The sequence below is a fragment of the Zoogloea sp. genome, from assembly GCF_041911615.1.
Taxonomy (GTDB): domain Bacteria; phylum Pseudomonadota; class Gammaproteobacteria; order Burkholderiales; family Rhodocyclaceae; genus Zoogloea.
Window position 1 is genome coordinate 16,849 of the sequence record NZ_JAYROR010000080.1, and the last position, 13,465, is coordinate 30,313.

Here is a 13,465-nt window from a genome sequence, read left to right on the forward strand (position 1 = left end):
CGGAGGCGGCGGTGGCAGCCCGCGTGGTACTGATCCTGGCCGACCCTGGCGACGTGTCGAGCGACGTCGTCGGCGCCGGGCTGGCCGCGCGGGCCTGCCCGGTGCGGCGGGTCGGCGTCGCCGAACTGGCGCGCGCTCGCTGGCACCACGCGCCGGAGGGCGGCGGCACCGCGCTGACCCTGCCCGACGGCGTCTGCCTCGACGACGACCGGATCGGCGTCGTCCTCAACCGGCTCGACCGCATCGATCTGCCACGCTTCGCCGCCGCGCCGGCCGACGACCGGGACTACGCCGCGGCCGAATTCACCGCGCTCCTGACGAGCTGGCTCGGCGGTCTTGCCGTGCCGGTGGCCAACCCGCCCGGCGACGACGACCCCGTGGGCGCGTCGCGGCACCCGCTCGGCTGGCGTGTGCTGGCACGGGACCACGGCCTGACGGTGGGCGATTTCGTGGTCGCGTCGTCGGTGCGAGGGGGCGCCTGTGCCGGCCTCGAGCGGCTCGGCGACGGTGGCTTTCCCCGTGGCAGCGCCGTGGCCGGCTGGTATCGCCCCCGAGGCGGAAGCGCCCGGCGTCACGTCTGGATTTTCGGCGAGGCCTGCCTCGGCGTGGCCGATCCGGTGCTGGCGGCGCGCTGTGTCGGCTTCGTCGCGGCGCTGGGGCTGCGCTACGCGGCGCTCGGTTTCGAGGGCGAGGCCCTGGCGGACGTGTTGCCGCGGCCGCCCCTGGACGACCCCGCGGTGGCGGCGGCCTGCGTCGACTGGCTGGAGGCGGCGCGATGACCGGCCCGATCCTCGTCTGCGGCGTGCCGAGCGAATCGCCCCTCGCCATGGCGATCGCCGCCGCCAAGCGGCTCGGCGTGGCGTGCCGGGTCATCGACCAGCGCCACCTCGCCGGCCAGGACATCGAGGTCGGCGTGCGGGGCGGCGTGCTCTTCGCCCACTGGTGGAACGGTGCCGAGCGCCTCGACCTGGGCCGCTGCCCCGGCGCCTACACCCGCCTGGTGCCGGCCAGCCTGCTGCGCGACGCGCCCACCGATCCCCAGGGTGTGCTCCATCGCCACTATTTCGTCGACGCCCTCGGCGCCTGGCTCGAGGCCGCGCCGCTGCGCGTCGCCAACCGCAATGCAGCGGGCCGCTCCAATGCCTCCAAGCCGTGGCAGGCCCAGCTCATCCGCCGGGCCGGTTTCGCGACGCCGGAGAGCCTGCTCAGCAACGATCCGGCTGCCGTGCGGGCATTCCGCCGGGCCCATGGCCGGGTGGTGTTCAAGTCGGCGAGCGGGGTGCGCTCCATCGTCACGCCGCTCACCGACGCCCACGACGCCGAGCTCGAGCGCATCCGAGATCTGCCGACGCTGTTCCAGGCCTTCGTGCCCGGCGTGAATTACCGCGTTCACGTGGTGGGCGAGGCGGTGTTCTGCACCCGCGTCGATTCCGCCGCCACCGACTACCGCTACGCCAGCCGCGAGGGCCTCGACGCCGCGATGTACCCCGACCGCCTGCCCCCCGAGATCGCCCGGCGCTGCGTTGCGCTGGCCGCCGGGATGGGGCTGGCCCTCGCCGGCATCGACCTGAAGCGTCGGCCCGACGGGGTGTTCGTGTGTTTCGAAGTGAATCCGTCGCCGGCGTATAGTTGCTTCGACCGCGAATCGGCCGAAGCCGTGGCCGAGGCGTTGGTGCTTCACCTGTCCGGAGGACGCCGCCGTGCAAGTCATCGAAAACGCCACCCAGCTCAAGGCGCGCCTGCGTGAGCGCCACGACGATCCCGACCATCCCGGCGGGGTGCGCCTCACCGTCGAGGTGACCGCCGCTGCGCCGGCCGGTGGCTTGCCCAGCCTCGTCGAGGCCGCCGCCGGCGACATCCTCGCGGTGCGCGTCCCCCCCGCCGAGCGGGCTGCCGTCGAGGGGCTCGCCGCGGGGGCCGCCGTCACGCTGCAGGTGCGCCTGCGCGGGCCGGGCGTGCATACCCTGGTACCCGGCACCCTGGTGGCCGACTAGGCGCGGGTGCGCTCGCAGTCACGCCCTGCACCAAATCCTTCCGGCGTCTTTACGTCCCCTAACAAACGCTTCGTGTAGCATAGGCCGCTGCCTGGACCCGGCGCTTTGCCGGGTCTTCCCGGTCCGCTCCGGTCCGGGTGCGTTCCGGAAGATTCTTCATGTCCAGCTTGTCTCGCGACCCCTCCGCCGCTTCATCCGCTTCGTCTCCCGCCTCCGCCGCTCCCTCCAAACGCCGTCGCCTGTGGCCCTATCTCGTCGGGCTGGCGGTGCTCGTGGGCGGCGGCTGGTACGCCACCCACCGGCCCGTGCCGGAAGGCGAGGGCGGCAGTGGCCCCGGCAAGGCCGCCGATGCCCGCCGCGGCGGCCCCGGTGGCCGTGGCGAGCGCCCGATTCCGGTGACCCTGGCGACCCTCGCGACCGCCGACCTGCGGGTGATGGTGCCGGCTTTGGGCAGCGTGGTGCCACGCAATCAGGTCATCGTGCGGGCTCGGGTCGATGGCCCGCTGCTGGCCGTCAAATTCACCGAAGGCCAGCCGGTGCGGGCCGGCGACGTGCTCGCCCAGATCGACCCCGAGCCCTTCAAGGCCGCGCTGGATCAGGCCCGCGGCACCCTGGCGCGCGACGCCGCGCTGCTCAAGAACGCGAAGATCGACCTGGAGCGCTACCGCGGCCTGCTGGCCCAGGATTCCATCGCGAGGCAGCAGGTCGACACCCAGGAGGCGCTGGTGCGCCAGTACCAGGGCACCGTGCAGGCCGACGAGGCGGCGGTGAAGAGTGCCGAGCTGCAGCTCTCCTACACCACCATCAAGGCCCCCATCGCCGGCCGGGCCGGCCTGCGCAACGTGGACCCGGGCAACATCGTCAAGGCATCCGACACCACCGGTCTGGTCACCATCGCCCAGCAAAGCCCGATCACCGCCGTCTTCGCGGTGCCGGAAGACCGCCTGCCGGCGATCATGGCGCGCTTCCGGGGTGCTGGCGGCCTGACCGTCGAGGCCTGGGACCGGGACATGAAAGCCCGTCTCGCCAGCGGCCGCCTGCTGGCGGTGGATAGCCTGATCGACACCACCACCGGCACCGTCAAGCTCAAGGCCGAGTTCGCCAACCAGGATGGCGCGCTGTTCCCCAACCAGTTCGTCAATGTGCGTCTGCTGCTCGACACCTTGTCGGGCGTGGTCGCGGTGCCCACGGCAGCCCTGCAGCAGGGGGCCAAGGGACGCTTCGTCTATCGCGTGGGCGAGGGCAACAAGGTGGCCGCGGTGCCGGTGACGCTCGGCACCACCGACGGCCCCCTGGCGGCCGTCGAGGCGGGCCTGGCGGCGGGCGACCGGGTCGTCGTCGATGGGCTCGACAAGCTCAAGGACGGTGCCACCATCGAAGCGGTCGACCCGAAGGCGGTGGATGCCCCGGGGCGCGACAAGAAGCGCGGTGGTGGCAATGGCGGCGGCCGGCCGGGGCATTGAGGGGATGATGCGTCAGACCGCCGGGGCGAGCCCGTTCGCCCGCCGTGTCGCCCGGAGGCGCGCGGCATGAATCCTTCCCGTCTCTTCATCCTGCGCCCGGTGGCCACGTCGCTGCTGATGGTGGCGATCCTGCTGGCGGGCCTGGTGGCCTACCGGCTGCTGCCCATCTCGGCGCTGCCCGAGGTGGATTACCCCACCATCCAGGTCAAGACCCTGTACCCCGGCGCCAGCCCGGACGTGATGACCTCGGCCATCACCGCGCCGCTGGAGCGCCAGTTCGGCCAGATGCCGGGGCTCGACGAGATGTCGTCCACCAGCTCCGGCGGGGCGTCGGTCATCACCCTGCGCTTCTCGCTGTCGATGGGCCTCGACGTGGCCGAGCAGCAGGTGCAGGCGGCCATCAACGCCGCGTCCAACCTGCTGCCCACCGACCTGCCGGCGCCGCCCACCTACAGCAAGGTGAACCCGGCCGACGCGCCGATCCTCACCCTGGCGGTGAGTTCGACCAGCCTGCCGATCACCCGCATCCACGATCTGGTGGAAAGCCGCCTCGCCCAGAAGATCTCCCAGGTGCCGGGCGTCGGTCTCGTCAGCATTGCCGGGGGGCGCCGTCCGGCGGTGCGGGTGCAGGTCAACCCGACCGCCGCCGCGGCTTACGGGCTGGGGCTGGAGGACATCCGCACGGCCATCGCCAACGCCAACGTCACCCAGGCCAAGGGCAGCTTCGACGGCCCGCTGCGGGCCTCCACCATCGACGCCAACGACCAGCTGCGCTCGGCGGGCGAATACGCCCAGCTGATCGTCGCCTACAAGAGCGGCAACCCGATCCGCCTCGCCGACGTGGCCGACCTGAAGGACGACGCCGAGAACATCCGCCTCGCCGCCTGGGCCGACCGCCAGGACGCGGTGATCATCAACGTGCAGCGCCAGCCCGGCGCCAACGTCATCGACGTGGCCGACAAGGTGACGGCGCTGCTCCCGCAGATGACCGCCAGCCTGCCCGCGTCGCTCGACGTGCGGGTCATCAACGACCGCACCACCACCATCCGCGCCTCGGTGCACGACGTGCAGATCGAGCTGGTGCTGGCGGTGGCGCTGGTGGTGATGGTGATCTTCCTGTTCCTGCGCAGCGTGCCGGCCACCATCATCCCCAGCGTGGCGGTGCCGCTGTCCATCGTCGGCACCTTCGGGGTGATGTACCTGGCCGGCTTCAGCCTCAACAACCTCACCCTGATGGCGCTCACCATCTCCACCGGTTTCGTGGTGGACGACGCCATCGTGATGATCGAGAACATCGCCCGCTACGTGGAGGAGGGCGAATCGCCGATGGAGGCCGCGCTGAAGGGCGCGAAGCAGATCGGCTTCACCATCATCTCGCTCACCTTCTCGCTGATCGCGGTGCTGATCCCGCTGCTCTTCATGGCCGACGTGGTGGGGCGGCTGTTCCGCGAGTTCGCGATCACCATGGCCATCGCCATCCTGATCTCGGCGGTGGTGTCCCTCACCCTCACGCCGATGATGTGCGCGCGTCTGCTCAAGCACGTGCCGGACGCCCAGCAGGGGCGCTTTTACAAGTCGGTGGGCGACTTCTTCGACCGCGTCATCGCCCGCTACGGCGCGATGCTCGAATGGGTGCTGGCCCGCCAGGGGCTCACCCTGCTGGTGGCGGTGGGCACCCTGGCGCTCACCGTGCTGCTCTACGTCCTGGTGCCCAAAGGCTTCTTTCCGGTGCAGGACACCGGGGCGATCCAGGGCATCACCGAGGCCGACCAGTCGATCTCGTTTGCCGCCATGTCCGCGCGCCAGCAGGCGGTGGCCGAGGTCGTGCTCCAGGACCCGGCGGTGGCCGGCGTGTCGTCCTTCATCGGCGTCGATGGCAGCAACGCCACCCTCAACAGCGGGCGTCTGCTCATCAGCCTCAAGCCCCGCGAGGAACGCGACGCCAGCGCCAGTGCGGTGATCCGCCGCCTGCAGCCGGCGCTGCAGAAGCTCGCCGGCATCACCCTCTACATGCAGCCGGTGCAGGATCTCTCCATCGAGGATCGGGTGAGCCGCACCCAGTACCAGTTCACCCTGATGGCGCCGGACGCGGCCCTGCTCACCGAATGGGTGCCGCGCCTGCTCGAACGCCTGCGTGGCCTGCCGCAGCTCGCCGACGTGGCCTCCGACCTGCAGGACAACGGCCTGCAGGCCTGGATCGAGATCGACCGGGCCAGCGCCGCCCGCCTGGGCGTGAGCACCGCCGCCATCGACAACGCGCTCTACAACGCCTACGGCCAGCGGCTGGTGTCCACGATCTTCACCCAGGCCACCCAGTACCGGGTGGTGCTGGAGGTGAAGCCCGAGTTCCGCAGCACGCCGGAGGCCATCGGCAAGCTCTACGTGGCCGGCACCGGCGGTGCGCAGGTGCCCCTGTCGTCGGTGGTCAAGGTGGTCGAAAAGCCGGCCACCCTGGCGGTCAACCACCTCGGTCAGTTTCCGGCGGCGACCCTGTCGTTCAACCTCGCCCCCGGTGCGGCGCTGGGTGATGCCGTCGAGGCGATTCGCGCCGCCGAGGCCGACCTGGCGATGCCCCTCAGCATCGAGACCCAGTTCCAGGGCGCCGCGCTGGCCTTCCAGTCGTCCCTCACCAGCACCCTGCTGCTGATCCTCGCTGCGGTGGTCACCATGTACATCGTGCTCGGCGTGCTCTACGAGAGCTACATCCACCCGGTCACCATCCTGTCGACGCTGCCTTCGGCCGGTGTCGGCGCGCTGCTGGCGCTGCTGGTGGCGCGCACCGAGCTGGGCATCGTCGGCATCATCGGCATCGTGCTGCTGATCGGCATCGTCAAGAAGAACGCGATCATGATGATCGACTTCGCGCTCGACGCGCAGCGCAGCGACGGCCTCGGCCCCCGCGAGGCGATTTTTCAGGCCTGCCTGCTGCGCTTCCGCCCGATCCTGATGACCACCCTCGCCGCGCTGCTCGGCGCGCTGCCGCTGATGCTCGGCAACGGCGTCGGCTCCGAGCTGCGCCAGCCGCTGGGTATCACGCTGGTGGGTGGCCTGCTGGTGAGCCAGGTGCTGACGCTGTTCACCACGCCGGTGATCTATCTGGCCTTCGACCGCCTCGCGCGGCGGGTGAAGGGGGAGGGCGCAGCGTGAGCGGAGCTTCGGGCTGGCGTGATGGAGTTCTGCACTCCGCGATTGATGCTTTTTTGTGCGACGGTGCTGCAAAAAGCATCAATCGCGGAGTTCGGAACTGCATCGATGCAGAAAAGAACTCGGCAAGTGCTGCTAATAGCAGCATTCATGCACTTATCAGGTGCGTGAGTGGAGTTCGGAACTGCATCGTTGCTGCTAAAAGCTGCGTTGGTGGAGTTGTTTGCTGCGTTGATGGAGTGAAGAGCTTCATTACGGCTGCTGGCGGTGGCTTGAGGCCGCTGTCGGTTGGGGTTTGTGCCTTGTTGGGCAGGGTTCGGCCGGGACTCGCCCCGGCGGGCGACTTCCTTTCTTGCGTCGCCAAGAAAGGAAGCAAAGAAGGCGACCCGGCTTCACCGGTCATTCGCTGCGCGAATGACTCCCCTGCGCTGCTCGAAGTGGGCGGCCGGCGCGGAACTCGCCGGCTGCGCCGGCTCAGACAGCTGCGCCGGAAGGCCCCGCCCACTTCTCCGCTGCTCGGCGGCTCAGACGGGCTTTTCGGCATCACCGAGCCTTGGCTGGGGCTGTGGTCGGGATTGAACGGGTGGAGAAAAGCAGATCCTCTCGGTGCGTTCGATTGCAATGGTCGCCTGCCGGGGGCGAATTCCCCGGCCAATCCCTGCCAAAAAAAGCATCACCATCAATCGTCAGCCGCGCGCGTGCACGGGCGAACAAGCTCGCCCCAACACGGCCACCCGCCCCATGCCTCGGCAAGGGCACCAAGGCGCCCATCCCTCCCGGGGGAGCACAAGGGGGCCCACACCCCATGAACCTCTCCCGCCTCTTCATCTTCCGCCCCGTCGCCACCACGCTGCTGACGCTGGCCATCGCGCTGGCGGGGCTGATCGCGTTCCGGCTGCTGCCGGTGGCGCCGCTGCCGCAGGTGGAATACCCCACCATCTCGGTCTCGGCCAGCCTGCCCGGGGCCAGCCCCGAGGTGATGGCGTCCACGGTGGCCGGGCCGCTGGAGCGCATCCTCGGGCAGATCGCCGGGGTCACCGAGATGACCTCCAACAGCACCCTGGGCTCCACCCGCGTCACGCTGCAGTTCGACCTCTCGCGCAGCATCGACGGCGCCGCCCGCGAGGTGCAGGCCGCCATCAACGCGGCGCGCAGCCAGCTGCCCACCAGCCTGCCCAGCAACCCCACCTACCGCAAGGTGAACCCGGCCGACACGCCGATCATGATCCTCGCCCTCACCTCGGCGACGATGTCCCAGGGCCAGCTCTACGACGCGGCCTCCACGGTGCTGGCCCAGCGCCTGGCCCAGGTGGACGGGGTGGGGCAGGTGAGCATCGGCGGCAGCTCGCTGCCGGCGGTGCGCGTCGAGCTCGACCCGGACCGCCTCGCCGCCACCGGCACCAACCTCGACGACGTGCGCACGGCCATCGTCGCCGCCAACGCCAACCGGCCCAAGGGCGTGCTCGAGAACGACGAGCAGGCCTGGCAGGTGGGCGCCAACGACCAGGCCCGTACCGCCGCCGACTACATACCGCTGATCGTGTCCTGGAAAAACGGCGCCGCGGTGCGCCTCGCCGACGTGGCGCGGGTGCGAAACGGCGTCGAGAACGACCGCAACTACGGCTACGCCAACGGCCGCCCGGCGGTGCTCTTGATGATCAACCGCCAGCCCGGCGCCAACATCATCGAGACGGTGGATCGGGTCAATGAACTGCTGCCGCGCCTGTCGGCCAGCATCTCGCCGGCCATCGACCTGACCGTGGTGATGGACCGCACGCCCACCATCCGCGGTTCGCTCAAGGAGGTGGAGCGCACCCTGGTGATCTCGGTGGCGCTGGTGGTGATGGTGGTCTTCCTGTTCCTGCGCAACCTGCGCGCCACGGTGATCCCCAGCATCGTCGTGCCAGTGTCGCTGATCGGCACCTTCGCGGTGATGTACCTGGCCGGCTACAGCCTCGACAACCTGTCGCTGATGGCCCTCACCATCGCCACCGGCTTTGTGGTGGACGACGCCATCGTGGTGCTCGAGAACATCTCCCGCCACATCGACGAGGGCATGTCGCCCCAGCGGGCGGCGCTCAAGGGGGCGCGGGAGATCGGCTTCACGGTGGTGTCCATGAGCCTGTCGCTGATCGCCGCCTTCATCCCGATCCTGGCGATGGGCGGCATCGTCGGGCGGCTGTTCCGGGAGTTCGCGGTCACGCTGTCGGCGGCGATCCTGGTGTCGATGGTGGTGTCCCTCACCGCCACGCCGATGATGTGCGCGCGGCTGCTGCGCCCGCGCCCGCCCGAAGGCCGGCGGGGCCGCTTCGACCGTCTGGTGGGCGGCGCCCTCGAACGCATGGTGGCGGGCTACCGGCGCTCGCTCGGCTGGGCGCTCGACCACCGCTGGCTGGTGATGCTGGTGCTGGCGGCCACGGTGGGCTTCAACGTGCACCTGTACAACACCATCCCCAAGGGCTTCTTCCCCCAGCAGGACACCGGCCGCATCCGCGGCTTCGTCGAGGCCGACCAGGCGATCTCCTTCCAGGCCATGAAGGCCAAGATGGACACCTTCCTCGCCATCGTCGGCGCCGACCCGGCGGTGGAGACCGTCACCGGCTTCACCGGCGGCAGCCAGCGCAACTACGGGTCGATGTTCATCACCCTGAAACCCATCGGCGAGCGCAAGGAGAGCGCCGATGCCATCGTCGGCCGGCTGAGGAAGAAGCTCGCCCGCGTGCCCGGCGCCAACCTCTACCTCAGCCCGGTGCAGGACATCCGCATCGGTGGGCGCTCCAGCAACTCGGCCTATCAATTCACCCTGCAGTCCGACAGCCTCGACGAACTGCGCGTCTGGGAGCCGCGCATCCGCAACGCCATGAGCCGCCTCGACGAGATCGTCGATGTCTCCACCGACCAGCAGGACGCCGGCCCCCAGACCACGGTGGTCATCGACCGGGACGCGGTGGCCCGCCAGGGGCTCACGATGCGCGCCGTCACCACCGCGCTCAACGACGCCTACGGCCAGCGCCAGGTGTCCACCATCTACAACCCCCTCAACCAGTACCGGGTGGTGATGGAGGCCATGCCGAGCTACCTGCAGGGGCCGGAATCCCTGGCCCAGCTCACCCTGGTGTCGCCCACCGGCGGGCGGGTGCCCCTGTCGGCCATTGCCCGCTTCGAATCGACACTGGCGCCCCTGTCGGTGAGCCACCAGGGCGGCTCGGCGGCCTCGACGATCAGCTTCTCGCTGCCCGAGGGGGGCGCCATCGGCACGGCCACCGCGGCGATCAACGACGCGCTCGCCAAGATCGGCGTGCCGGTGGGCATCCGCACCAGCTTCGAGGGCTCGGCCGGCGCCTTCCAGAAATCCATGCGCACCCAGCCGCTGTTGATCCTCGCCGCGCTCGTCACCATCTACATCGTGCTCGGCATCCTCTACGAAAGCCTGATCCACCCGGTCACCATCCTGTCCACCCTGCCTTCGGCCGGCGTCGGCGCGCTGCTGGCGCTGATGGCGGTGGACATGGAGTTCAGCCTGATCGCGATGATCGGGGTGATCCTGCTCATCGGCATCGTCAAGAAGAACGCGATCATGATGATCGACGTGGCCATCGAGCTGATGCGCAGTGAAGCCGCCGGCGCCCGCGAGGCCATCCACCGGGCGGCGGTGCAGCGTTTCCGGCCGATCCTGATGACCACCCTGGCGGCGCTGTTCGGGGCGATCCCGCTGGCCATCGGCAGCGGCGACGGCGCCGAGCTGCGTCAGCCGCTGGGCATCGCCATCGTCGGTGGGTTGATCCTCAGCCAGATCCTCACGCTTTACACCACGCCGGTGGTCTTCGTGCTGATGGACAAACTGCGCAGGAAGCCTGCAACCGCCATCGACACCGCCGACGACCAGCTCATCGCCGACCCCGCGCCGGGGGGCGCCCAGCCATGAACGAATCCGCAAGAAAGGCCACTCCGATGAAGTCATCCGCACGGGCGCTCGCCATCGCGGCCGCGCTGCTGGCGGGCTGCAGCGTCGGCCCCGACTACGTGCGCCCCACCGTCGACACGCCCGCCGCCTTCAAGGAGGTCGGCGACTGGAAGCCCGCCAGCCCGGACGCGCCCGCCCCCGGCGACGCCTGGTGGGCCGTCTTCGGCGATCCCCAGCTCGACGCCCTGCAGGCCCGGGTCGAGGTCTCCAACCAGAACCTGCGGCTGTTCGAGGCCCAGTTCCGCCAGGCCCGAGCGCTGGCCGACGCGGCGCGGGCAAGCGGGTTCCCGACCATCAACGCCACCGCCGGCGCCACTCGTTCGGCCAGTGCCGCGGCCACCGCCAGCGCCGGCAACGCGCCGCCGGTGAATAACTTCAGCCTGGGCACCACGGTCAGCTGGGAGGCCGACGTGTGGGGCCGCATCGCCCGCAACGTCGAGGCCGCCGACCTGCGCGCCACCGCCAGCGACGCCGACCTCGCCGCCGCCCGCCTGTCGGCCCAGGCCAGCCTGGCCCAGAACTACTTCCAGCTGCGCGCCGCCGAGCGCCAGCAGCAGTTCCTCGAGGCCACCATCGCCGCCTACGAGCGCGCCCTCGCGCTCACCCGCAACCGCTACGCCGCGGGCGTCGCCGCCAAGTCCGACGTGGCCCAGGCCGAGAGCCAGCTTCGCAGCGCCCGCGCCTCGGCGCTGGACGCGGCTTTGTCGCGCAGCCAGTACGAGCACGCCATCGCGGTGCTGGTGGGCGAGGCGCCGGCCCACTTCGCCATCGCCCCGGTGGCGGCGCCGTTGCCGGTCGTCGCCGCGCCGGTGGTGCTGCCCTCGACGCTGCTCGAACGTCGCCCCGACATCGCCGCCGCCGAACGCCGGGTCGCCGCCGCCAACGCCGCCATCGGCGCGGCCCAGGCGGCGCGCTTCCCGGTGCTGGGGCTCACCGGCTCGGCGGGCTTCCGCCGCTCCGATCTGGCCGAGCTGATCACCTTGCCCAGCCGCTACTGGTCCCTCGGCCCGACGCTGGCCGCCACGATCTTCGACGCCGGCGCCAAGAAGGCCGCCGTCGGCCAGGCCCAGGCCAGCTGGGAGCAGGCCGTCGCCACCTATCGCCAGACCGTGCTGACCGCCTTCCAGGAGGTCGAGGACAACCTCGCCGCCGCCCGCTACCTGGAAGCCGCCGCCGCCGAACAGGCCGCCGCCGTCGCCGCCGCTGCCGAAGCCGAAACCATCGCCCTCAACCAATACCGCGCCGGCACCGTGAGCTACCTCAACGTCGCCACCGCCCAGACCACCCACCTCTCCGCCCGCATCGCCGCCAACAACATCGCCGCTCGCCGCCTGGTGGCCGCTGTGCTGCTGGCGAAGAACGCGGGGGGCGGGGTGGGGCCGTCGTCCGCCGGAGCGCCCTGAGCGGCACGACGCGTCTCACCCGGCAGCCCGACGAGGCGTGACGGGCGCGGTTGAACTTTCGTCACACTTTTCCGTTCATACTTTCGTTATTGTGCGGTGCACAATAACGAATCCAAGAATCGAACGGGAGTCCGATCATGTTCCGAAAACGGTGGTGGAAGGGCGGCAGCGACGGGCCGCCGGGGCTCAACCTCGCCTTGCAGGGCGGCGGCGCCCACGGGGCCTACACCTGGGGCGTGCTCGACCGCCTGCTTGAGGATGGCTGGGCGCTGGAAGGGATCAGCGGCACCAGCGCCGGGGCGATGAACGCGGTGGCCCTGGCCCAGGGCTGGACCACCGGCGGCGGCGACGGCGCGCGGGAGAGCCTGGCCCGTTTCTGGGAGGCGGTGGCCGACTCCACGCCACTGGAGCTGGACCTGCTGCACAGCCTCAATCGCAACGGCGCCGGGGCGCTGCCGGCGCCCATGAACATGATGCTGGGCCTCACCCGGCTGTTCTCGCCCTACGAGTTCAACCCCTTCGAGCTCAACCCGCTGCGCGACGTGGTGCGCGCCCAGTTCGATTTCGAACGCATCCGGCGCGACTGCCGGCTCAAGCTGTTCATCGCCGCGACGCGGGTGCGCACCGGCAAGGTACGGCTGTTCCGCACCCGCGAGCTGGACGAGGAAGCGCTGCTCGCCTCGGCCTGTCTGCCTACCCTGCACCACGCGGTCGAGATCGACGGCGAGGCCTACTGGGACGGCGGTTTCACCGCCAATCCGGCGATCTACCCGCTGGTATACGAGTGCGCCACGCCGGACATCCTGCTGGTGCTGCTCAACCCGCTCACCATCGCCGAATCGCCCCGCAGTGCCGAGGACATCGCCGCGCGCACCATGGAGCTGGGTTTTTCGACGACTTTCCTGCGCGAGATGCGGATGATCGCCCAGGCCCGCGGCTACATCGAAGAAGGCCGGGGCTGGATGCCGCTGGGGCGCTTCGAGCGGCGCCTGATGAACCTGCGCTTCCACATGATCGAGGCGGAGGAACTGGCCGAGGCCGGCAAGGGCAGCAAGCTCAACGCCGCGCGGGCCTTCCTGCACGAGCTGCGCGACCTGGGACGGGCGCGGGCGGCGCGCTGGGTGCGCACCCAGCGCCGGCACGTGGGCGTGCGCGGTTCGGTGGACCTGGCCGAGGTCTTTTCCTGAGCGGCGCGGGCCGCGCGCATCTTCCCCTCGGGCAGGCGATGGGCGAGGCCGACGCCGGTCGACACCGTGAATAGTCCGCTCGCCGCCACCAGCGGTTGGGCGCCATCAGCACCAGCGTCGTGCCCTGGGCCATGGGCTGGTGCATGCCGTAGTCGATCGCAAACAAGGGCGCCGCGTCGATTTGGGGAAACCGCTGGGCGCGCTGCCGGGGTCCGTTCCCATGCGGTTTAGTTTCGGCGTGGGCGACCGTAAACACGGCTTCTGCGACGGGCCGCGAGGCGTCGTCCTTCGTCGCGCCGCCGGCAGGTGG

Annotated in this window: 7 protein-coding genes and 1 pseudogene; all 8 read left to right on the top strand. The window is 70.5% G+C overall.

Annotated elements, in window-relative coordinates; translation table 11 throughout:
- Positions 1-11 precede the first annotated feature (11 nt).
- A complete protein-coding gene (locus ACE3P2_RS09015) occupies positions 12-779 on the top strand; it encodes a hypothetical protein (RefSeq protein WP_374263607.1) in 768 nt (255 codons plus the stop codon).
- Positions 776-1,747, top strand: a complete 972-nt coding sequence (locus ACE3P2_RS09020; protein WP_374263609.1) for a RimK family alpha-L-glutamate ligase — start codon at positions 776-778, stop codon at positions 1,745-1,747. Before ACE3P2_RS09015 ends, ACE3P2_RS09020 begins: the two co-directional genes overlap by 4 nt.
- Positions 1,701-1,994 (top strand): hypothetical protein, encoded by a 294-nt coding sequence (locus tag ACE3P2_RS09025; RefSeq protein ID WP_374263611.1) that lies wholly within the window; start codon positions 1,701-1,703, stop codon positions 1,992-1,994. The genes ACE3P2_RS09020 and ACE3P2_RS09025 overlap by 47 nt, the downstream gene beginning before the upstream one ends.
- 158 nt (positions 1,995-2,152) lie before the next feature.
- A complete protein-coding gene (locus ACE3P2_RS09030; protein WP_374263613.1) occupies positions 2,153-3,457 on the top strand; it encodes an MdtA/MuxA family multidrug efflux RND transporter periplasmic adaptor subunit in 1,305 nt (434 codons plus the stop codon).
- A gap of 63 nt (positions 3,458-3,520) precedes the next feature.
- A pseudogene (locus ACE3P2_RS09035) lies at positions 3,521-6,604 on the top strand (MdtB/MuxB family multidrug efflux RND transporter permease subunit); the annotation flags it as partial.
- A gap of 802 nt (positions 6,605-7,406) precedes the next feature.
- Positions 7,407-10,526 (top strand): multidrug efflux RND transporter permease subunit, encoded by a 3,120-nt coding sequence (locus tag ACE3P2_RS09040; protein ID WP_374263615.1) that lies wholly within the window; start codon positions 7,407-7,409, stop codon positions 10,524-10,526.
- Between the two features lie 26 nt (positions 10,527-10,552).
- Positions 10,553-11,968 carry an efflux transporter outer membrane subunit gene (locus ACE3P2_RS09045; RefSeq protein ID WP_374263617.1) on the top strand — a complete coding sequence of 472 codons (1,416 nt, stop codon included), beginning with the start codon at positions 10,553-10,555 and terminating at the stop codon, positions 11,966-11,968.
- A gap of 137 nt (positions 11,969-12,105) precedes the next feature.
- The gene (locus ACE3P2_RS09050) at positions 12,106-13,155 is read left to right on the top strand and encodes a patatin-like phospholipase family protein (RefSeq protein WP_374263619.1); all 1,050 of its coding nucleotides are present in this window, start codon (positions 12,106-12,108) and stop codon (positions 13,153-13,155) included.
- Positions 13,156-13,465 lie beyond the last annotated feature (310 nt).

Coding starts and splice junctions, on each gene's coding strand:
- ACE3P2_RS09020 (WP_374263609.1), top strand. CDS start 776: ATGACCGGCCCGATCCTCGTCTGCGGCGTGCCGAGCGAATCGCCCCTC.
- ACE3P2_RS09030 (WP_374263613.1), top strand. CDS start 2,153: ATGTCCAGCTTGTCTCGCGACCCCTCCGCCGCTTCATCCGCTTCGTCT.
- ACE3P2_RS09040 (WP_374263615.1), top strand. CDS start 7,407: ATGAACCTCTCCCGCCTCTTCATCTTCCGCCCCGTCGCCACCACGCTG.
- ACE3P2_RS09045 (WP_374263617.1), top strand. CDS start 10,553: ATGAAGTCATCCGCACGGGCGCTCGCCATCGCGGCCGCGCTGCTGGCG.
- ACE3P2_RS09050 (WP_374263619.1), top strand. CDS start 12,106: ATGTTCCGAAAACGGTGGTGGAAGGGCGGCAGCGACGGGCCGCCGGGG.